The organism is Pseudomonadota bacterium (assembly GCA_016195085.1).
In the GTDB taxonomy this organism is placed as follows: Bacteria; Pseudomonadota; Alphaproteobacteria; order SHVZ01; family SHVZ01; genus JACQAG01.
In genome coordinates, this window is sequence record JACQAG010000031.1 from 37,682 (window position 1) to 58,431 (window position 20,750).

Below are 20,750 nucleotides of genomic sequence, written 5' to 3' on the forward strand. Positions count from 1 at the left end.
TAGGGTGGGGGCAATGCGACGCCTCGCGGGCGCCCAGAATCCTCGACAGCGCCCGGGCTTTGGCGTAGACAGCGCCGCAATCCCGCACCCCTTCGAGCATCCCTAGCGACATGGACCATTTGGACGCGCTCGAGAGCCAGAGCGTCTACATCCTGCGTGAGGCGTTCAACCGCTTCGACCGGCTGGCGATGCTGTGGTCGCTGGGCAAGGATTCGAACACCATGGTCTGGCTCGCCATGAAGGCGTTCTTCGGCCGCGTGCCGTTCCCGGCGATGTTCTGCGACACCGGCAAGAAGTTTCCGGAGATGTACGCCTTCAAGGAGCGCTACGCCCGGGAATGGCGGCTCGATCTCAGGGTCGGCGCGTGCCCGCCCTTGGAGACGATCGATCCGAGCCTGCCTCCCGCCGCCCGCTCCTCGGCGCGCAAGACCGAGGCTTTGAAGGGGCTCGTCGCCAAATACGGACTGACCGCGGTTATCGCCGGGATCCGCCGCGACGAAGACGCGACCCGCGCCAAGGAGCGGGTGTTCAGCCCGCGCGGCGAGCATGCAGAATGGGATTTTCGCGACCAGCCGCCGGAGCTGTGGGACCAGTTCAAGACCGATTTCGCCCCCGGCACGCATGTGCGCATCCACCCGCTCCTCAACTGGACCGAGCTCGACATCTGGCGCTACATCCAGCGCGAAGCGATTCCGGTCGTCGATCTGTATTTCGCCAAGGGCGGCAAGCGCTATCGCTCGCTGGGCGACACCGACATCACCTCTCCGGTCGCGAGCCAAGCCCGGACCATTGCCGAGATCATCGCCGAGCTGGAACGGACCCGCACGCCCGAGCGGGCCGGCCGGGCGATGGACCACGAGGCCGAAGACTCCTTCGAGCGCCTGCGCGCGGCGGGATACATGTGATGGCGGCGGAGGCGGACGACGCCCCGCTCAAGGTGGCCGTGGTCGGCCATGTCGACCACGGCAAGTCGACCCTGGTCGCGCGCCTGGTGCATGACACGGGCTCGCTCCCCGAGGGCAAGGTCGAGGCGATCAAGGCCATGTCGGAGCGCCGCGGCATGCCGTTCGAATGGGCGTTCCTCCTGGATGCCCTCCAGGCCGAGCGCGATCAGGGCATCACCATCGACACCTCGGAGATCCGCTTCCGCACCCAGCGGCGCAGCTATGTGCTGATCGATGCGCCCGGCCACAAGGAGTTCCTGAAGAACATGGTGACCGGTGCCGCATCCGCCGATGCGGCGCTGCTGGTCATCGACGCCAAGGAAGGCGTGCAGGAGCAATCGCGCCGGCATGGCTATCTCCTGCACCTCCTGGGCGTACGCCAGGTGGGTGTCGCGATCAACAAGATGGACCTTGCCCAATACGATCAAGGCCGCTTCCTCGAGGTGGCGGCGGCGATGCGGGCCTATCTGGACGAGATCGGCGTCAATGCCGCTTCCTATGTGCCGGTCTCCGGCCGCGGCGGCGACGGCATCGTCGGGCCAGCCGCAACCATGCCCTGGTATCGCGGGCCCAGCCTCGCCGATCTCTTCGACGGCTTCGAGCGGCCGTCCTCGCCGGTCGATCGGCCGCTCCGCCTGCCGGTGCAGGACGTCTACAAGTTCGACGAGCGTCGGATCGTGGTCGGCCGGGTGGAGAGCGGCAGGCTCAAGGTGGGCGACCGCCTCACCTTCGCTCCCGGCGCCAAGAGCGCCCGCATCGCCTCGATCGAGGCCTGGCACGTGCCCGAGCCGCCCAAGACTGCCGAGGCCGGTCAGTCGATCGGCATCACGCTGGATGAGCCGATCTTCCTCGAGCGCGGCCATGTCGCCCATCACGAGAACCATCCGCCGATCGAGACCCATGTGTTCCGGGCGCGGCTGTTCTGGCTCGGCCGCGAACCCCTGGTGAAGGGCAAGCGCTACAAGCTGAAGCTCGCCACCGCCGAGCATTGGATCGAGGTGCAGTCGATCGAGCGGGTGATCGACGCGGCCGAGCTCAAGAGCCAGCCCGGGCATGAGGTGCCGCGCAACGGTATCGCCGAGGTGGTGCTGAGGGCGCGCTCGACCATCGTGCTGGACGAGTACGCGGAGCTGCCGCGCACCGGCCGCTTCGTGCTGGTGGACGGCTACGATCTCGCCGGCGGCGGCACCATCACCATGGAAGGCTATCCGCGCCAGCGGCAATCGGGCGTGCGGTCGACCAACCTCGGCAATGTCGAGCACCGGGTCGACCTCACCCAGCGCTGGGCCGCCAACGGGCACAAGAGCGGCATCCTCTGGTTCACTGGCCTGTCGGGCGCCGGCAAGACCACGCTTGCCATCGAGCTGGAGCAGCGGCTCTTTCGCAAGGGCTGGCATGTCTATGTGCTCGACGGCGACAATGTTCGCCACGGGCTGTCGGCGGACCTCGCCTTCTCGCCGGAGGACCGCGCCGAAAATGTTCGCCGGGTGGGCGAGGTCGCCGCCCTTTTCGCCGGTTCCGGCGTGCTGGTGATCGCCGCCTTCATCTCGCCCTACCGCGCCGACCGCGACCGGGTCCGCGCCATCGCACCCGCCTTGTTCCACGAGGTCTTCGTCAAGGCCGATCTCGGCACCTGCGAAGGCCGCGACCCCAAGGGTCTCTACCGCAAAGCACGCGCCGGGCTCATCACCGATTTCACCGGGGTGTCCGCTCCCTATGAGGAGCCGGAAGCCCCGGAGCTGGTGGTCGATACCGGGCATGCCGGCATCGAGGATTGCTTGAGCCGGCTCGTAGACTATGTCGAGCGCGGCTTCGCCCTCGATGCCGCAAGCGGCGGGCGCTGAACCGGCTCAGGAACCGGCCGCCCGGCGTAGACAATTTGTCATCGACCGCCGCCGGCATTTCGGCTGTACAGCGGCCGACGATCCTCCTACTAGTATTGCCACGGGTTGGCCTCCTGCGTATCGGCGCCGGGCGATCGACCCTCATCGCGCAACTGAGTTGCCACGGGTCAGCGGATGAGAGTGATCGTCGTACCTGCCTGGTCTGCGAACCTGACCCCCAATCGCTGGGATCTGGTGGCGTTGCCGGCGGTGCTGGGCCTGGTGGCGCTCTTGGCCTATGGCGCCAACCAGATGGCGGTCCCCTTCGTGCTGGGCGATCCGATCGAGATCACCCTCGATCCCACATACCTTCCCTACTACGCGCTCCGCACCACGCTGCGCATGGGTGCCGCACTCATCTGGTCGTTCGTCTTTACCCTCGTCTACGCGACGCTTGCCGCCAAGAACCGTCGAGCCGGGCTGGTGCTCGTGCCCATTCTCGACGTGCTGCAGTCCGTGCCGATCCTGGGCTACATCTCCTTCACTGTCACCGGCTTCGTGGCAATGTTCCCGGGCAGTCTCTTGGGCGTCGAGATGGCGGCGATCTTCGCCATCTTCACCTCCCAGGCCTGGAACATGACCTTCAGCCTCTACCAGGCGCTGCGCACGCTCCCCAGCGACTTGGTCGAGGCGGCCACTCTGTTCAGGCTTTCCGGCTGGCAGAAATTCTGGCGGTTGGAGCTGCCCTTCGCCGCACCCGGGCTCATCTGGAACACCATGATGTCGGTCTCCGGCGGTTGGTTCTTCGTCGTCGCCTCGGAAGCGATCACCGTCGGCGAGAAGAAGATGACGCTACCGGGCATCGGCTCCTATGTAGCGCTCGCCATCGAGCAACGGAATTTGGGCGCCGTCGGCTGGGCGGTGCTGGCGATGTTCATCGTCATCCTGCTCTACGATCAGCTCCTGTTCCGCCCGATGGTCGCCTGGGCCGATAAGTTCAAGGTCGAGCAATCCCCCGGCATCGCGCCGCGCTCCTGGGTGCGCCAGCTTTTCCAGCGCACGCACTTGCTCCGGCAAGTGTCCTTTGCCGTTGGCTGGCTCTTGCGCCTGGCATTCGCGCTGGGACCGGCGACGCGGGCCACGGCGAAGCCGCGCCGCCCGCGTCCGCCCATCGTCGAGACCTGGATCGACCGGGTCTACTACGCGACGCTCGTCATCGCCGCCCTGGCGGCAGCCGCCTGGATGCTGAACGGAATCGAAACGGCCCTCGGCTGGGCCGAGGTGGGGCATGTGGCCGTGCTCGGCCTCATTACCGGGGTGCGTGTGGTCGTGCTGATCGCGCTGGCCACCCTCGTCTGGGTCCCAGCCGGCGTCTATATCGGCCTCCGGCCGCGGCTGACCGAGCGCGTGCAGCCGCTGGTGCAGTTCCTCGCCGCCTTCCCGGCCAATCTCTTGTTTCCGGTGGCGGTGGTCGGCATCGTCAGCTTCCATCTCGACCCGAATATCTGGCTGAGCCCGCTCATGATCTTCGGCAGCATGTGGTACGTGCTGTTCAACGTGGTGGCAGGCGCGTCGGCCTTTCCCTCCGATCTCAAGGACGCCGCGGCCAATTTGGGCCTCTCCGGCTGGCAATGGTGGCGCCGTGTGATGCTGCCGGCCATCTTCCCCTATTTCGTGACCGGGGCGATCACCGCCTCCGGCGGCTCCTGGAACGCCTCGGTCGTGGCCGAGTCGGTGAGCTGGGGCGACACCAGCATTGCCGCCGTCGGCCTCGGCGCCTATATCGCCGAGTGGACGGAAAAGGGCGAGTATGCCCGGATCGCGCTTGGCGTCGGCATGCTGTCCTTGTTCGTGGTGGCGTTCAACCGGCTGTTCTGGCGACCGCTCTACGCGCTGGCCGAACGCCGCTATCGCATGGATTGAGCGAGCGATGACGACGATCCTGACCCACGCCCCGACCGCGGCTCCGGCAAAGGCGCCACTCATGACCGTCGAGGGCGTATGCAAATCATTCCGCATCGCCGACGGCGGCGAGCTGCAGGTCTGCTCCCAGGTGAACCTCGCCATCGCCCCCCACGAGATCGTCGGTCTCCTCGGCCGCTCCGGTTCGGGCAAGTCGACCTTGCTGCGCATGATGGCGGGGCTCATCGAGCCGTCGAGCGGCGTGGTGCGCTACAAGGGCCAGGAGTTGAGCGGCCCGGTTTCCAGCATCTCCATGGTGTTCCAGACCTTCGCGCTGTTTCCCTGGCTGACCGTCCTGGAGAATGTCGAGCTTGGCCTGGAGGCGCAGAAGGTCGACCGGGCCGAGATGCGCACGCGCGCGCTGGCCGCCATCGACCTCATCGGCCTCGACGGGTTCGAGTCGGCCTATCCGAAGGAGCTCTCCGGCGGAATGCGGCAGCGCGTCGGCTTCGCCCGGGCGCTCGTGGTCAACCCCGAGATCCTGTTCATGGACGAGGCGTTCTCGGCCTTGGACGTGCTGACCGCGGAGACGCTGCGTACCGACTTTCTCGATCTGTGGATCGAGCAGAAGGTCCGCTTGAGCTCCGTGCTCATCGTCACCCACAACATCGAGGAAGCGGTCTTGATGTGCGACCGCATCCTCGTCTTCGGCGCCAGTCCCGGCCATGTCGCCGCCGAGATCCCGGTTGGCCTCAAGCATCCGCGCAACCGCCTGGACCCGGCCTTCCGCCAGCTCGTCGACGACATCTACGTGCGGATGACCGCCCGGCCGCGCACCGCGGCCGTCGGCGTGCCGCACGCGCCCAGCATCTCCGACCGCTTGCCTGATGCGTCCACCAATGAGATCGCGGGGTTCCTGGAGACCCTGGGCTCGCCGCTCTACAAGGGCAAGGCCGACCTGCCCGACATCGCCAAAACGCTTCAGCTGGAGGTCGACGACCTCTTCCCGGTGACCGAGGGCCTGCAGCTCCTGGGATTTGCCGAAGTGGCCGAGGGAGACATCAAGCTGACGCCGGCGGGACTCGCCTACGCCAACGCCGATACCCAGCCGCGCAAGCGCATCTTCGCCGAGCATCTCATTCGCAACGTGCCGATTGCCGCCCATATCCGCCGCGTGCTGGACGAGCGCAGCGGCCACCGCGCACCGCGCGAGCGCTTCCTGGCCGAGCTCGAAGACCATATGTCGGAGGAGGAGGCGGAGCGCACGCTGCAGCGCCTGGCGAATTGGGGCCGCTACGCCGAAATCTTCTCCTATGACGACAATGCCGGCGTTTTCAGCCTCGAGGATCCCGGCACCGAGCCCGCCTGAGTCGAGGATCACCCCAAGGAGGATAGCCCTATGCCCAATCCGGTCGTGCATTTTGAGATCATCTCGAAAGAAGCGAAGGCGCTGCAGAGCTTCTATGGCAAAACCTTCGGCTGGAAGATCAAGAACATGAAGCCGATGGATTACGGCCTGGTCGACACCGGCGCTTCGCCGATGGGCGGCATTGGCGCGCCGATGGGCCGGGGCAAGGGCTGGGTCACCTTCTATGTCGGCGTGAAGAGCATCGCCAAGACGCTGAAGAGCATCGAGAAGGCCGGCGGCAAAACCATCATGGGGCCGATGCAGGTTCCCAACGGACCGCTGATCGCGCAGTTCCGCGACCCTGCCGGCAACCGCATTGGACTCGTCCAGACCTGAACCTCGTTGGCGGTGGTCGCACCGCCATGGCTGAAGACAGCGCTGCCGGCGGATGTTTGCCGGCGGTGTTCGGCCGCTGGTTCGCCGCCAAGGGTTGGCAGCCGCATCGCCACCAGCTGGAGATGCTGGGTGCGGCTGCGCTCGGCCAGTCGGCGCGGCTGAGCGCGCCGACCGGCGGCAGCGCGCTCACTCGACTTTTCGCCCTGGCCTTCCGTCACACGGCGAGCGAAGGTCCTCGATGAGGGCCTCGGCGGTCTTGAGATCGGCAGTTTCGAAACCCTCGCTGAAGCGCCCATAGATCGGCGCCAAAAGCTGATGCGCCTCCTTGAACCGGGCTTGGCTCAGCCAATGCCGCGCCAGGCTGGCGGCGACGCGCAGCTCCCACGACAAGGTGCCTTGCCGGCGCGCCCAATCGAGCGCCGTGCGGAAGCAATCCTCGGCCGTGGTCGCGGCTGCCGGCGCCCCCTCCATGAGGACGATCTCGCCTTTGACACGCAGGAGCTCGGCCATGCACCAACTCTCCTCATCGTGTTCCGCCCGCGCGATCGCCTCCTCGATCGCGGCCCGCCCCCGGGCGATGTCGCCGGCGGCGGCCAAAGCCTCCGCCTGCGCGGCGAGGAAGATGACGTAGCGCAGCGCCGATCGGGTCGCGCGCAGGTCGTTGAGCGCCGCGCCGAACAGCCGCAATCCGCCGGCAACATCGCCGCTCCGGACGAGAAGGATCCCTTGCAGGCAACGGCCGCGGATGTGCAAGACGGGCAGCCCATGCTTTGCCGCGTTGTCGAGGAGCAACGCCACCGAGCGCTCGGCGGCGGGAAGATCGCCGCGCCAGAGTGCCACCATGCATTCCGCATCGGCGAGCGCATTGCAGAGCGTCATCACGTGATCGCTGCTTCGCGCCGCTTCGATCGCGGCTTCCGAGGTGCGCTGGGCCTGATCGGGATAGCCTTGGAGCCACAAGATCCGCGCCAGAATCATCTGCGCCATGACCCGCTGGTCGACAAGAAAGCGGAAGGTGTCCGAGCTGTCCTGGGGCGGGGCATAGCGGCGGAGTACGATCTCGAGGTGACGGCGCGCGTGGACCTGGTCGCCGAGGTAGTGCAGCGAGATGGCGGTTATCCGATAGCCGATGAAGACGTCGAAGGAATCGACCTGGCGCTCGGCAATGACCGTGAATCTGCGGGCGAATTCCTGCGCAGCGCGGTACGCGCCGCAATCCGTGCGGTAGGCCCACAGCCCCCAGAGCGCGCGCAGCTGGTATTCGACATCCTCAAGCCTCTCCGCGATGGCGCCCGTTGGATGATGATTCCGAAGTTCGTAGACGAACTTCGGAATCATCACACTTCCTTCAATAAATTGGCGGCCGGCTTAGCCCTGAAATTCGCCAACGAATTTCAGGGGCGGAACACGAGGCCTATTGCTTCACCGCGGTAGTGTAGAAGACGTTGTCATTGTTGGTCTTGATCTCCTTCACCTGCTTGTGGACGGCAAGGTTGCGGTTGGTCTGGAACAGAATGACGAAGGGACCCTCCTGCATGTGCCGGCGCTGGATCTCGGCATACATCTCGTGACGCTTCGCCTCATCCTTCTCCAACAGCGCGCTTTCAACCATGCCGTTGAACCACACGTCGCTCCAATTGGCGCGCCAGGTCGGGTACTGGGACTTGCGCGCCTCCGGGCGATTGTCGGGGTTGAAGGCCAAGGTCTCCGCCATGGCATGGGCATCGGGATAGGAGATCGCCCAGGCAGACATCACCACCTCGAAGTTCCGCCCGCGATTGCGCGTCATGATCTGGGCGTAGGCCATCTGGTTGATGTTGAGGGTGATCCCGACCTTCGCGGCGTTGGCCTGGATATGTTGGGCGAGGTCCGTGTAGGGGAAGGTGTTGGCGACAATGAACTCCTTGGTGAAGCCATTGGGGTATCCGGCTTCGCTCAGGAGCTGCTTCGCCTTGGCGAGGTCGAGCCTGAAGGGCTGGCCTTCCTCCTTGGACAAGGCGCCGAAGGCGCCGAGCGGGATCGGGCTGTTGCGGGCCATGCCCTCGAACCGCATCACCGTCTTCTGCAGGCCCTCATAGTCGACAAGGTAGCGGAAGGCGAGCCGCACCTTGGGATTGGCGAGGATCGGGTCGCCGCCATAGAGGGTGAGATAGTAGAACTGCGCCCTGGGCGAGGTGATGACGCGCGATCCCGTGCTCTCGGCAGCCGCCTCGAGGTCGGTTGGGTTGAGCACGCGGGCGATGTCGATGTCGCCTTTTTCCAGCAAGAGCCGCTCCGCGCTCGACTCGGGCACATGGCGGACGATGACGCGGCGAACCTGGCTGGCACCCCGCCAATATCCCTCGTTGCGCTCGAGAATGATCGTGTCGTTGGCGATCCAGCTCTTGAGATGATGGGCGCCGACGCAGGCGGTGTTGGTCTTGAGCCAGGTATTGCCCAAGTCGTCGCCCTGGGCGTGCTTCATGATCTCCTTCATGTCGAGCACATAGGCGTAGCGGACGGCGAACACTGCGGGACCGAGGATCGACCGGGGATATGGCTTATCGAACGTGACGGCGAAGGTGTCCGCGTCGACCGTCTTGATCTTCTCGTCCACCTCGTCCTTCGAAATGCCCCACTGCGTGATGTTCTGCGCGCTGGCGAGGTTGAGCTTGACCACGCGCCGCATCGACCAGGCGGCGTCTTCCGCGGTCACCGGATTGCCCGAGGGATGCTTCAGATCCTTGCGGATCTTGAAGGTCCAGGTGCGGCCATCGGGCGAGACCGACCAGCTCTCGGCGACGCCGGGCACGATCTTGCGGGAGTCCGCGTAGTCCTTGAGCAAGAGCGGATCGCAAACGTTGCCCATGATCTCGTCGGTGATCGTCTCCCCGATCTGTGCTGGATCGAGGGTCAAAACCCCGTCGAGGTTCCAGGCGATGACCAAGGCATCGCGCGGGGTGGCCGCATTTGCGGCCGCCGACATGAGTATGACGAGAGCTGCTGCAAGTGAGGCCGAGCGATGCATATATGAAGCTCCGAAAACCGCATCTATCGAATTGAATGCCCTCACCCCAGCCCTCTCCCGCAGTGCGGGAGAGGGGGAACGCGACGTCGCCCTCTTGCTCCCTCTCCCGCACCGTGGGAGAGGGTCGGGGTGAGGGTCGTCATCTGCTCCTACTTCACCGCGGTTGCGTACCAGATGCGGTCGTTGTTGGTCTTGATGTCTTTGACCTGGTTGTGCACGGCGACGTTGCGGTTGGTCTGGAACAGGATGACGAACGGTCCCTCCTGCATGTGGCGGCGCTGGATCTCGGCGTACATCTCGGTACGCTTCGCCTGATCCTTCTCCAAGAGCGCCTTCTGCACCGTGTCGTTGAACCACTCGTCCGACCAGGTGGCGCGCCAGGTCGGATACTGGACCTTGCGCGACTCGGTGCGGTTGTCGGGGTTATAGGCCAGCGTCTCGGCCATGCCATGGGCATCGGGGTAGAAGACCGCCCAGGCGGTCATCACCACCTCGAAGTTGCGGCCGCGATGCTTGGCCACGACTTGCGAATAAGCCATCTGATTGATGTTGAGCTTGACTCCGACCTTCTCCGCATTGGCCTGAATATGCTGGGCCAAGTCGGTGTAAGGGAAGGTGTTGCCGATGGCGAACTCCTTGCTGAACCCATCGGGGTAGCCGGCCTCGGTCAGGAGCTGCTTCGCCTTCGCCAGGTCGAGCTTGAAGGGTTGCCCCGCTTCCTTGGACAAGGCGCCGAAGGCTCCGAGCGGGATCGGGCTGTTACGCGCGGTTCCCTCGAACCGCATCACCGTCTTCTGCAAGGCCTCGTAATCGACGAGGTAGCGGAGCGCCAGGCGAACCTTGGGGTTGCCGAGGATGGGATCGGCGTTATTCAAGGTCATGTAGTAGTACTGCCCGCGCGGCGAGGTGACGACCCGCATCTCCTTGTTGTCGGCGATCGCCGCCAGATCCGTCGGGTTGAGCAAGCGGGCGATGTCGACATCGCCTTTTTCCAACAGCAGCCGCTCGGCCGCCGACTCGGTGACGTGGCGGATGATGACCCGGCGGATCGGGCTGTCGCCACGCCAATAGCCCTCGTTGCGCTCGAGGATGATCGTGTCGTTGGCGTTCCAGGTCCTGAGGTGATAGGGGCCGACGCAGGCGGTGTTGGTCTTCAGCCAAGTGTTGCCCATGTCCTCGCCCTGGGCGTGCGTCATGATCTCCTTCATGTCGAGCGCGGCCGCGTTCTGGTCGACGAACAGCGCCGGTCCCAGGATCGACTCGGGATAGGGCTTGTCGAAGGTGACGGTCAGCGTGTCCTCGCCCAACGCCTTGATCTTGTCGTCGACGTTCTCCTTGCTGATGCCCCATTGAGCGATGTTGGCGACGGCGCCGAGGTTGAGCTTGATCGTGCGCTGCATCGACCAGGCGGCATCCGCCGCCGTCACCGGATTGCCCGAGGGGTGCTTCAGGCCCTTGCGAATCTTGAATGTCCAGGTCATGCCGTCGGGTGCGATCGACCAGCTCTCGGCGACGCCCGGGATCAGCTTCTTCGAATCCGTATAGTCCATCAGCAGCAACGGATCGCAGATGTTGTTGAAGATCTCGTTGGTGGTGGTCTCGCCGATCTGGGCTGGATCGAAGGAGATGACGTTGTCGATGTTCCAGGCCATCACCAAAGTGTCCTTCGGTGTGGCCGCCTCGGCGGCGCCGATCGTCCCGGCAAACACCGCGGCAAGAAGCAGGCGCGAAGAGCGATGCATGATGGTGCCTCCCAGAGCTGAGCCGAGCGGCATGTGGCTTGGCGCCGCCTTTCCGCTCCCCCTCAAAGGATGCGCCAATCAGCCTTGAACCACAACGCCGCAGCACCGGGAGGGACCGCTCCGACCCTCCCAGCGGTTGCTTCGCCTCGGACCGGAGATACTAGAACGCGGGCTTGACGGAGAAGAGCGTCGCCGTGCATCAAACCCTTCCATGTCCGCCGACGCCGCGTGACCGGGCGCTGCTTCGTGACCGATGGATGCCGGCTGATCCTGCCCGCTTTCGGGGCTTATGCGAGCGGTCTCGACGCGCTCGACCCGGCGATCCGCGGCCTCTTCGGCCGGCGGGCCGAAGCGCATGTGCGCGGGTCCGAGCGGGTCGTCCGCCTCCCCATCGACCGGCTCGCCGCCGTCGACCCCCGAACCTGAGGGGGTGCCGGCGCCCGCAAAAGGTGATCCGCGGCCTCCAGCCGCGCGTATATGATCCGAGCGGCGTTTGACGCCATGGGGGGTCGCATAGAGATCGTTGGACCATCCAGCCCGAGGTCTTCCCCGGGGCGAGAGGGCGCGTTGCGCTCCCCGAGGGGTACCGCCGCAAGCCATTCGGCTGCGCCGGAAGCGTGCCAGCGCATCGCCGTGATCGGCAGCGGCATCTCCGGGCTCGGCGCCGCATCGGCGCTCTCCGGCCGGCATCACGTGACCGTGTTCGAGAAGGAAAAGCATGTCGGCGGCCATTCCCATACGGTGGACGTGACGTGGCGCGGCGGCAGGCTTCCCGTCGACACCGGCTTCATCGTCTACAACGAGCGGAACTACCCGAACCTCACCTCGCTGTTCGCGCATTTCCAGGTTCCCACCCGCAAGAGCGAAATGTCGTTCGCGGTCAGCCTCGACGACGGGCGGCTCGAATATGGCTCGGCCAGCTACGACGCCGTATTCGGCCAGCGTCGCAATCTCTTCAATCCGCGCTTCCTTCGCCTGCTGCTCGAGATCACGCGCTTCTTTCGCGAGGCGCCGGTCGTGCTCAGCCAGCCGGGAGACCGCACGATGACGCTCGGCACCTGGCTCGCCGCCGCCGGCTACCGACGCGCCTTCATCGAGGATCACCTGCTGCCCATGGCCGCCGCGATCTGGTCATGCCCGACTATGACCATGCTGGAATTTCCGCTCGAGAGCTTCTTGCGCTTCTTCCACAACCACGGCCTCCTGGTGCTGGCGGATCGGCCGCAATGGCGCACCGTCGTCGGCGGCAGCCGTGACTATGTGGAACGCCTGACGCAATCCTTCGCCAGCCGCATCCGAACCGAGACCCCGGCGATCGGCATCGAGCGCGACGCGCGCGGCGTCAGTATCCGCACCGCCGACGGTGCCTGCCACCGCTTCGATCAGGTGGTGCTGGCGACCCACGCAGATCAAGCGCTCAACCTCCTCGCGGACGCAAGCGAGGCCGAACGAAGCATCCTCGGTGCATTCCGCTATCAGCGAAATCACGGTTATCTTCACGGCGACTCGGCGCTGATGCCGAAGCGCCGCCGCGTCTGGTCGAGCTGGAACTATCTGGGCGAGAGCGACCATAATGGTGAGCGCCGGGTCTCCGTCACCTATTGGATGAACCGGTTGCAGGCGATCGATCCGGCATGCCCGCTCTTCCTGTCGCTCAATCCCTGGCGCCAGCCGCGAAGCGCTCTCGTGCATCGCGAGCTCCACTACGAGCACCCGGTCTTCGACACCGCGGCACTTGCCGCGCAATCCCGGCTCGTCTCCATCCAAGGGGCCAGGCGCACCTGGTACTGCGGCAGCTATCACGGGCACGGCTTCCATGAAGATGGCCTCGCTTCGGGACTGGCCGTGGCCGCGCATCTCGGCGCCTTGGCGCCCTGGCGGCGGGAGGCCCTGATGCCGATGGCGGCGGATTGAGATCGATGCAGAGATCGGCACTCTATCTTGGCGAGGTCATGCACCGGCGGCTGGGAGCGATCCGGCACCGGTTCACCTATCGCGTATTCTCGCTGCTCGTCGATCTGGACGAGCTCGACGGGCTCGCCAAGCGCCTGCGCTTGTTTTCGCGCAATCGCTTCAATCTCTTCTCGTTCTTCGATGCCGACCATGGCCCGCGCGACGGCCGGCCGCTCCGGCCCTGGGTGGAAAGCCAGCTCTCGGCAGCCGGCCTTGCGATCGCCGGCGGACCGATCCGCCTCCTCGCATTCCCGCGGGTGCTGGGATACGCCTTCAACCCGATCAGCCTCTATTTCTGCCACCACAAGTCGGGGGCGCTCGCCGCCATTCTCTACGATGTGCGGAACACCTTGGGCGAGAAGCACGGCTATCTGATGAAGGTCGAGAGCGGCCATGCGCCGGGTCGACCGATCCGCCATGCCTGCGACAAGGCGTTCTATGTCTCGCCCTTCATCCCCATGGGGGCCTCATACCGATTTCGAGTGATGGCGCCCGAGGACCGCTATGCGCTGGTCATTCGTGAGCAGGTCCAGGACCGGCCGATCCTGGTCGCAACCCACACCGCCCGGCGCCAAGCGCTCACCGATCGGGCGCTGCTGGCGACCTTCTTCGCCTATCCGCTGATGACCGTGAAGGTGATCGGCGGCATTCATTGGCAGGCTCTCAGGCTCTGGATCAAGGGGGCCCGGCTGGAGCCCAGGCCCGCCCCGCCGGAGGCGATGGTTTCGTTCCCGGCGGAGCCGTGCGAGGATCAGGGCGCGCCCGATCGGCACGCTGCCGATTAGGCGGCCGAAGAATGAACCGAGGTCGAGACGCAAGCGTTGCGGGGGGGGAACACATGACTCTTGAGGTCACGCGGGGGCAACGTACGACTGCGAGCGCCGCCGCCGCGCCGGGTCCGGGCCGCTGGAGCCGGTTGTTGCTCATGATCGCCAAGCAGATCCAACGCGGCACCGTCACCATCGTCACTCCCGATGGCGCTCACCATCGCTTCGCCGCCGACAAGCCGGGCCCGGAGGCGACCTTGGTCATGCATCGCGAACGGGTGGCGAGGCGTTTGCTCGCCGGCGGCGATGTGCCATTTGCCGAGGCCTATATGGACGGCGATTGGGACAGCCCGTCGCTCACCCAGCTGATCGAGCTCGCGGCACTCAATGGCGATGTGGTCGACCGGCATCTGCAGGAGCGGTTCTGGGGCCGGATCGTCCGCCGCCTCATGCATGCGCTCCACCGCAACAGCAAGCTCGGCAGCCGGCGCAACATCGCCTACCACTACGACCTCGGTAACGACTTCTACCGCACCTGGCTCGATGCGAGCATGACCTATTCCTCGGCGTTGTTCGCCGATCCGAAGCTGACGCTGGAGGCAGCCCAGCGGGCGAAGTATATCCGGCTCGCCCGCATGCTCGATCTCGATCCGGCGCACCATGTGCTCGAGATCGGCTGCGGCTGGGGCGGCTTCATCGAGACCGCGGTCGCCTCGCATGGTTGCCGCGTGACCGGCATCACGCTGTCGCGCGCGCAGCAGGCCTATGCGGTCAGACGGCTGGACCAGGCCGGCTTGGCTGAAAGGGCCAGCATCCGGCTCCAGGACTACCGCGACGTCGAGGAGCGCTTCGACCGCATTGCCTCCATCGAGATGTTCGAGGCCGTGGGCGAAGCCTATTGGCCGACCTTCTTCCGCGTGCTCCACGACCGGCTGAGGCAAGGCGGACTTGCGGCACTCCAGGTCATCACCATCGCCGAGGACCGGTTCGAGGCCTACCGCCAACGCCCCGACTTCATCCAGCGCTACATCTTCCCCGGCGGCATGCTGCCGTCGCTCGAGCGCCTGAAGGCGATCGTCGCCGAGGTCGGCCTCGAATGGCGGGAGGATTGCAGCTTCGGCCAGGACTATGCGCGTACGCTCAAGCTCTGGGGAGACCGCTTCCTCGCCGCCTGGCCGCAGCTCAACGAGCTCGGCTTCGACGAGCGGTTCCGGCGCATGTGGCAATACTATCTCGCCTATTGCGAGGCCGGCTTCCGGGCCGCCACCATCGATGTGAGGCAGATCCTGCTGGCGCGCGGCTAGCGTGATGATTCCGAGGTTCGCAGGCGAACTTCGGAATCTGAATCACACTAGATTCAATAAATCAGTGGCCCGCTTATCCCTGAAATTCGCGGGCGAATTTCAGGGGCGGGACACTTGGTGAAGGCGGCGGCACCGGGCACCGCCACGCGAACGCCGGCTCTCCTGCTGCTGGCTTACGCGCTGCCGGCGACTCCGCTGGCGCTGCTTGGCCTGCCGCTTTACGTCTATCTGCCTTCCTACTATGCGGGCGAGCGCGGCTTGGGCCTGGCCGCAGTCGGCTTGGTGCTGTTGCTGGCGCGGCTCTGGGACGTGGTTGCCGACCCGCTCGTGGGAATTGCCAGCGACCGGTTCGAGCTTCGCTTCGGACGGCGGCGCCCGTGGCTGATCGCTGCCTTGCCGCTGCTCCTGCTGGCCGTCGCCATGCTGTTCTGGCCGGCGGAAGGCAGCGGACTCGCCTATCTCCTCATCTGGACGATGGCGCTCTATCTCGCCTGGACCATGCTGCAGCTCCCCTACAGCGCCTGGGGCGCGGAGCTTTCGGAGGACTATCACGAGCGCACACGCATCGCCGGGGTGCGGGAGGCGGCAGCCATCCTCGGCACGGTCCTGGCGGCTTCGCTGCCGCTTTTCCTCGCCGGCAACGGTGATCAGGGTCAGGCGCTGGCAGCGTTGGGACGGGCCATCCTGCTGCTGATGCCCGTCACCGTCGTCATCGCCGTCGCCGCCGTGCCGGAACCGGCCCGCCGCCTCAAAGAGCGCCTCGGCTTTCGCTCAGGCGTCGCCGCCCTCCTACGCAATCACCCGCTCCGGCGGCTCATTGCGGCCTATCTCTTGAACGGCATCGCCAATGCGCTGCCGGCGACGCTGGTACTGCTGTTCATCGAGCACCGCCTCCAGGCGCGGGACTGGAGCGGGGTGCTGCTGCTCGCCTATTTCCTCTCCGGCATCGCGGCGGTGCCGCTCTGGCTCCGGCTCAGCCGGCATTTGGGCAAGCATCGGACCTGGTGCGTCGCCATGCTCTGGAATGTCGCGATCTTCGCCCTCGTACCGCTGCTCGGAGCCGGCGACGCCTGGTGGTTCCTCCTCATCTGCATCGCCACCGGCGCCTGTCTCGGCGCCGATCTTACCCTCCCCTCGGCGATGTGGGCCGATGTGGTCGACTTCGACGCGGCCGAGACCGGCAGCGAGCGTGCGGGGCTCTTCTTCGCGCTCTGGGGCATGGCGACCAAGCTTGCCCTGGCACTCGCCGTCGGCATCGCCTTTCCGCTCTTGGACCTGGCGGGCTTCTCGACCGCGAGGGGGGCGTCGCCCACGGGACTATGGGCCCTGGTTCTGCTCTACAGCCTGGTCCCGGTCGGCTTCAAGCTGGGAGCGATCGGACTCCTCTGGGGCTTCGAGATCGGTCCCGCCGAGCAAACCCAGCTTCGCCGGCGCATCGAGAGCATGGCGAAACGACCGGGCTAGGCGCCGGCGGCGAGGCGTCGCTTGACCAGGCGCAGGATCGCGCCCAGAAGCGGCACATGCTCATAGACCTGGCTCGCAGCATCCCAGTGATCGACGTGGAGGCGCACCAAGCCTTCCCGGTCGAAGCAGACCATGCTGACGCCCTCGATCTGCCAGGGCTCGGGCCGCCGGTGCCGGCGAAACCGCATGCGCCAGCCGATGTAGCAGGCCGAGCTGCCCACGGCCCGATCGCGCACGGCAAAGGACGGCCCATCCAGCGTTTCGAACATGTGGTGGAACAGCCGGACCACGGCGGCACGCCCGGCGATGGCGTTGAACGGGTCGCGAAACTCCACATCCTCGGCCAAGAGCGCTGCCAGCACCGGCAGCCGCTCCGGCGTCAGCTGCTCATAGGCCGCCGCATAGCGCTCGAGACAGGTCGACCAATCGCTCACAAGCCGGTCGCCCGGTGCATGAGCGGAAAATAGAGGCCATCGGGCAGCAGCCGCAGGAGCTTGAGGCTGCAGGCGAGCCGCCGGGGAAAGCTGATCTCGAAGGCGTTCGAGGCGAGCCCACGGGTGATCCGCTTGGCCGCCTCCTCGGCGCTGATGATGAACGGCATCGGAAACGGGTTGCGGTCGGTGAGCGGCGTCCTGACGAAGCCGGGCGTTATCAGCTGCACCTTGATGCCGAGCCGATCGAGGTCGAATTTGAGCGCCTCCGCCATGTTGATGAGCGCCGCCTTGGAGGCGCCGTAGGCGGCCGCGGTGGGCAGACCGCGGAATCCGGCGACCGAGGAGACGATGGCGATGTGGCCGCGCTTGCGCCGGATCAGACGCGGTATCACCGCGGCGAGCCCGTTCACCACGCCCTGGACATTGGTCGCGAACAGCTGGCGGAACACCTCTGCATCGAAGCGCTCGGCGCTCACCGGCTTGTGCGAGCCGGCATTGAGCACGACCAAGCCGATCGGCCCCAGCGCCGACTCGATCGCCTCGACGGTCTTGCGGCAGGCATCGACGTCGGTCACGTCGAGGCGATAGGGGGCGATTTGCCCGCCTTTGCCTTTGGCCTCGCGGCTGAGCGCCTCCAGCGCCGCCCTGCCGCGGGCGCTGGCAGCCACAAGATAGCCCGTCGACGCCAGACGAAGCGCCAACGCCCGGCCGATGCCCGAGCTGGCACCGGTGATCCAGGCGACGCGGGCAGCGGTCTTATCCATCGGCAGACTTCAAGCTTCTAGGGGGAAGCGAGCAGAAACGCCGAGGGCGGCGGGCGCAGCACATAGTCGATCTCCGCACCGCGCGCGGCGAAGCGTAGCTTCACCCAGGCGCCGTCGGCGGTATACCAGGCCTTGAGGCCGGCATATTCGCCGTCGATCTCATAGGGTGTCGCGACCACCTCCTCGCCCCCGGCCATGATCCGCTCGGCGGGAAGCCGGCGGATCTTCACCGGCTGGACGATGCCGTAATGCAGATCGAGCAGGACGGCTTGTGAGACCAGCCGCATATCCCAGTAGCTGCTCGGCATCAGATCCGGCGGGCCGATCACCTCGCCCTCCGAGCCGGTGATCTCGATGCGGCCATTGGCCGCCTCGGCGCGGACGGCGAGCTTGCGGCCGTCATCGTTGGTTTCCGCCTCGAGCGATTGCAGCCGGCCATCTACCCAAAGCTCGGTTGCCCGGTGGACATAGCGATAAAGGACGATCGGCCCAATGCCGACGGCGAGGTCGATCGCGACCTTGACCTGCATGCGCTCGCCGTCGGGCAGAAACTCCACGCGGTGGGTGCCGATCTCGCTGCCCTGACGCAGCACGGCGAATTCCAGGACCCTTCCCGCCGGGATGGTCGCCGCCGAGGCTGGCACGCCCATGGCCAAGAGCGCGATGACGACCCCTGCCCTGATCCCGTGCTTCATGGCGATGATCCCCCGAGGCCCGCCGCGGCGGGGCGGCGTATTCGCCCGCCGGGAATGGATCCTGCCTCGAAACGGGCCAGGCAGCCAGGGCATGCGGCATCGACGGGACGCCTCCGAAGACCCACGCGCTCTTCAATACGTCGCGAACCGGCTTTCGGATCAATGCCCAGGGGATCGATGCTCCGCCACCTAGGCATTGCCCCGGACCTCGCCTATATATCTCCCGTCGGGTCCTGAGAGGTGCCATGGCTGAGCCGCTTTCCCGCCGCCATTTTCTGTCGGCCTGGTCAATATTGACGGTGGGCGCCATCGCGCGGCCGGCCGCAGCCTTGACCAACGACACGCTCTCGCCCGCGGCCCAGGCGAGCTACCTCAATGCCTGCAGCCAGCGCGAGCAGGATTTCCACAAGCAGCTCCTGGCCCAAGTCGAGGCGACGCTCGATGGCCGCCGCCTCAGCCAGGAAGAGAAGGACCGCATCCGAGCGGCGACCACCTGCCCGCTTTGCGGCTGCCCGGTCTTTGCGTCCTAGGGAGAGGGCGGCCTCAGCCCTTGGGCAACAGACATCCGCGTAGCGTGGCCACCAGGCCGCGCATGATCGAGAAATAGGCTTCAGCGGTTTCCGGCACGTTGGCGCCGAGCGCGTCGAGAACGGCGGTTCTGGCGCGCGTGCCTTCGATGATACCGCGCACCGGCGCCGGCGTCGCCTGCGGCTCGCCGAACACGCAGATGGCGCCCATCTGCATGACCTTGTCGTGCAGATCCTTGATCCGCCGTGAGCTCGGACGCTGGTCGGGTCGCGCTGTGACAGCGCCCACCGCGGTCAGCCCGTAGCGCTTTTCCAGGTACTGATAGGCGTCATGAAAGACCACGAAAGGCAGGTTGCGCACCGGCTGCGTGGCCTCGTTGAGCTCGCGATCCAAAGCTTGCAGGCGCCGCACCAAGGCCTCGGCATTGCGATGATAGATCGGCTCGCGTTCCGGATCGGCATCAGCCAATTCGTCGGCGATCGCCGCCACCATCACCTGGGCATTGGCTGGATCGAGCCAGATATGCGGGTCGGGATCCGGGTCCTCGGTCCCCGGCCCGCCCGCGCTGTTGTTGTCGGCGGTCTTGGCCTGGCGAACCAGCTCCTCATCTTCCCAGGCCGCTCCCTTGCGCGGCGGCAGCAAGGTGAGGCCGTCGATGGCGATGAGCTCGACCACCCGCGAATCCGGCGGCAGCGTCTCGAGCGAGCGGATGAGGAAGCTCTCGAGCCCCTCGCCCACGAAGAACACTACATCGGCCCGGTTGAGGGTGCGGGCTTCCGAGGAGCGCATCACATAGGTGTAGGGCGATGCCGCGCCGCGGAGGATCAGCTCCGGCTTGGCCACCCCCTCCATGACGCCGGCGACCAGCGCATGGATCGGATTGATGGTGGTGACCACCCGCAGCGGCTGCTGCGCCAACGCTATCCCCGAGCCAATGAGGCTCACGGCGCCGGCCAGGATCAGGGCGGGGAGCGCCGCAGATCGGGTCATGCAACGGCCTCCAGGGAGCGGGATCGCTCGACCGGGATTATGCTATAAACTGGAGGATCGGGCCACATGGCGCTGGCGAGCCAGGGCGGAGGCCGGTTTCCGCCGGCGAAGGCTTGCGGCTTCGCCTCCCGGCCCACATATCTTGGATCCTCATCCATGTCGCAACCCAGACGAACCGCACCGACAGCGCCCGCGAGCGACCACGACCACGGACGCTGCGTCGACGACGCGCTCGCCCGCGCCGAGGCGATTTGCGCCGGCCGGGGGGCGCGGCTGACCGAGCTTAGGCGGCGCGTGCTGCAGCTCGTTTGGCGCAGCCACGAGCCGGTCGGCGCCTATGACGTGCTGGAAGCGCTCGGCGGCGACGGTCGCCGCGCCGCCCCGCCCACGGTCTACCGGGCGCTCGAATTCCTCATCGAGCAAGGGCTCATCCATCGCATCGAGAGCCGCAATGCCTTTATCGGCTGCGCCATCCCGGATGCGCCCCATAGCGGCCAGTTCTTGCTCTGCGCCGAATGCGGCAGCGCCACCGAGCTCACCGATTCCGGCATCGAGAAGGCGGTGGCCGCGACGGCGACGCGCGAGGGATTTCGCATCCGCCGGGTGACGCTCGAGGTGGAAGGTCTCTGCCCGCGTTGCCAAGCCGGCGGGCGCAAAGCCGTGCAGACGCATTAGTACGGGATCGAGCC

Annotated in this window: 20 protein-coding genes; 13 read left to right on the forward strand and 7 right to left on the reverse strand. The window is 66.2% G+C overall.

Annotation, left to right across the window (positions count from 1 at the left end; genetic code table 11):
• The first annotated feature begins 110 nt into the window (after positions 1 to 110).
• The 6 genes from HY058_09425 to HY058_09450 all read left to right on the forward strand — a co-directional run bounded on the left by HY058_09425 (position 111) and on the right by HY058_09450 (position 6,655).
• Positions 111 to 905, forward strand: coding sequence for a sulfate adenylyltransferase subunit 2 (locus HY058_09425; GenBank protein ID MBI3497507.1), 795 nt, complete (start codon positions 111 to 113; stop codon positions 903 to 905).
• A complete protein-coding gene (cysC, locus tag HY058_09430; GenBank protein MBI3497508.1) occupies positions 905 to 2,788 on the forward strand; it encodes an adenylyl-sulfate kinase in 1,884 nt (627 codons plus the stop codon). The genes HY058_09425 and cysC overlap by 1 nt, the downstream gene beginning before the upstream one ends.
• 174 nt (positions 2,789 to 2,962) lie before the next feature.
• Positions 2,963 to 4,690, forward strand: coding sequence for an ABC transporter permease subunit (locus tag HY058_09435; protein ID MBI3497509.1), 1,728 nt, complete (start codon positions 2,963 to 2,965; stop codon positions 4,688 to 4,690).
• Positions 4,691 to 4,697: 7 nt separating this feature from the next.
• On the forward strand, positions 4,698 to 6,038 hold the full coding sequence (locus tag HY058_09440) for a nitrate/sulfonate/bicarbonate ABC transporter ATP-binding protein (protein ID MBI3497510.1): 1,341 nt from the start codon (positions 4,698 to 4,700) through the stop codon (positions 6,036 to 6,038).
• Between the two features lie 30 nt (positions 6,039 to 6,068).
• Complete coding sequence (locus HY058_09445; GenBank protein ID MBI3497511.1) at positions 6,069 to 6,413, forward strand: VOC family protein; 345 nt, start codon at positions 6,069 to 6,071, stop codon at positions 6,411 to 6,413.
• Positions 6,414 to 6,439: 26 nt separating this feature from the next.
• Complete coding sequence (locus tag HY058_09450) at positions 6,440 to 6,655, forward strand: hypothetical protein (GenBank protein ID MBI3497512.1); 216 nt, start codon at positions 6,440 to 6,442, stop codon at positions 6,653 to 6,655.
• Here HY058_09450 and HY058_09455 read toward each other — a convergent pair.
• The 3 genes from HY058_09455 to HY058_09465 all read right to left on the reverse strand — a co-directional run bounded on the left by HY058_09455 (position 6,600) and on the right by HY058_09465 (position 11,162).
• Positions 6,600 to 7,751, reverse strand: coding sequence for a hypothetical protein (locus tag HY058_09455; GenBank protein MBI3497513.1), 1,152 nt, complete (start codon positions 7,749 to 7,751; stop codon positions 6,600 to 6,602). The genes HY058_09450 and HY058_09455 overlap by 56 nt on opposite strands.
• Positions 7,752 to 7,827: 76 nt before the next feature.
• The gene (locus HY058_09460; protein ID MBI3497514.1) at positions 7,828 to 9,420 is read right to left on the reverse strand and encodes an ABC transporter substrate-binding protein; all 1,593 of its coding nucleotides are present in this window, start codon (positions 9,418 to 9,420) and stop codon (positions 7,828 to 7,830) included.
• 149 nt (positions 9,421 to 9,569) lie between these two features.
• Complete coding sequence (locus tag HY058_09465) at positions 9,570 to 11,162, reverse strand: ABC transporter substrate-binding protein (protein ID MBI3497515.1); 1,593 nt, start codon at positions 11,160 to 11,162, stop codon at positions 9,570 to 9,572.
• Between the two features lie 246 nt (positions 11,163 to 11,408).
• On the opposite strand from HY058_09465, the gene HY058_09470 reads away from it, so the two are divergent.
• The 5 genes from HY058_09470 to HY058_09490 all read left to right on the forward strand — a co-directional run bounded on the left by HY058_09470 (position 11,409) and on the right by HY058_09490 (position 16,650).
• Entirely contained in the window at positions 11,409 to 11,588 is a 180-nt protein-coding gene (locus tag HY058_09470) for a hypothetical protein (protein ID MBI3497516.1), read from the forward strand.
• Positions 11,589 to 11,663: 75 nt separating this feature from the next.
• Positions 11,664 to 13,076: an FAD-dependent oxidoreductase gene (locus HY058_09475; protein MBI3497517.1), complete on the forward strand. Its 1,413-nt coding sequence runs from the start codon at positions 11,664 to 11,666 to the stop codon at positions 13,074 to 13,076.
• A 5-nt stretch (positions 13,077 to 13,081) separates the two neighbouring features.
• Entirely contained in the window at positions 13,082 to 13,900 is an 819-nt protein-coding gene (locus HY058_09480) for a DUF1365 domain-containing protein (protein ID MBI3497518.1), read from the forward strand.
• A 53-nt stretch (positions 13,901 to 13,953) separates the two neighbouring features.
• On the forward strand, positions 13,954 to 15,186 hold the full coding sequence (locus tag HY058_09485; protein ID MBI3497519.1) for a class I SAM-dependent methyltransferase: 1,233 nt from the start codon (positions 13,954 to 13,956) through the stop codon (positions 15,184 to 15,186).
• A 162-nt stretch (positions 15,187 to 15,348) separates the two neighbouring features.
• On the forward strand, positions 15,349 to 16,650 hold the full coding sequence (locus tag HY058_09490) for an MFS transporter (protein ID MBI3497520.1): 1,302 nt from the start codon (positions 15,349 to 15,351) through the stop codon (positions 16,648 to 16,650).
• On the opposite strand, the gene HY058_09495 is transcribed toward HY058_09490, so the two are convergent.
• The 3 genes from HY058_09495 to HY058_09505 are packed head-to-tail and all read right to left on the reverse strand — an operon-like array spanning position 16,647 to position 18,543.
• Positions 16,647 to 17,084, reverse strand: coding sequence for a nuclear transport factor 2 family protein (locus HY058_09495; GenBank protein ID MBI3497521.1), 438 nt, complete (start codon positions 17,082 to 17,084; stop codon positions 16,647 to 16,649). The genes HY058_09490 and HY058_09495 overlap by 4 nt on opposite strands.
• Complete coding sequence (locus HY058_09500; GenBank protein MBI3497522.1) at positions 17,081 to 17,848, reverse strand: SDR family NAD(P)-dependent oxidoreductase; 768 nt, start codon at positions 17,846 to 17,848, stop codon at positions 17,081 to 17,083. The genes HY058_09495 and HY058_09500 overlap by 4 nt, the downstream gene beginning before the upstream one ends.
• A gap of 17 nt (positions 17,849 to 17,865) precedes the next feature.
• On the reverse strand, positions 17,866 to 18,543 hold the full coding sequence (locus HY058_09505; protein MBI3497523.1) for a hypothetical protein: 678 nt from the start codon (positions 18,541 to 18,543) through the stop codon (positions 17,866 to 17,868).
• A gap of 245 nt (positions 18,544 to 18,788) precedes the next feature.
• Here HY058_09505 and HY058_09510 point away from each other — a divergent pair, with 245 nt between their 5' ends.
• The gene (locus tag HY058_09510) at positions 18,789 to 19,073 is read left to right on the forward strand and encodes a hypothetical protein (protein ID MBI3497524.1); all 285 of its coding nucleotides are present in this window, start codon (positions 18,789 to 18,791) and stop codon (positions 19,071 to 19,073) included.
• A 13-nt stretch (positions 19,074 to 19,086) separates the two neighbouring features.
• Here the strand turns inward: HY058_09510 and HY058_09515 are convergent, their stop codons facing one another.
• The gene (locus tag HY058_09515; protein MBI3497525.1) at positions 19,087 to 20,061 is read right to left on the reverse strand and encodes a zinc ABC transporter substrate-binding protein; all 975 of its coding nucleotides are present in this window, start codon (positions 20,059 to 20,061) and stop codon (positions 19,087 to 19,089) included.
• Positions 20,062 to 20,217: 156 nt separating this feature from the next.
• Here HY058_09515 and HY058_09520 point away from each other — a divergent pair, with 156 nt between their 5' ends.
• Positions 20,218 to 20,736, forward strand: a complete 519-nt coding sequence (locus HY058_09520) for a transcriptional repressor (protein ID MBI3497526.1) — start codon at positions 20,218 to 20,220, stop codon at positions 20,734 to 20,736.
• The last annotated feature ends 14 nt before the right edge of the window (positions 20,737 to 20,750 follow it).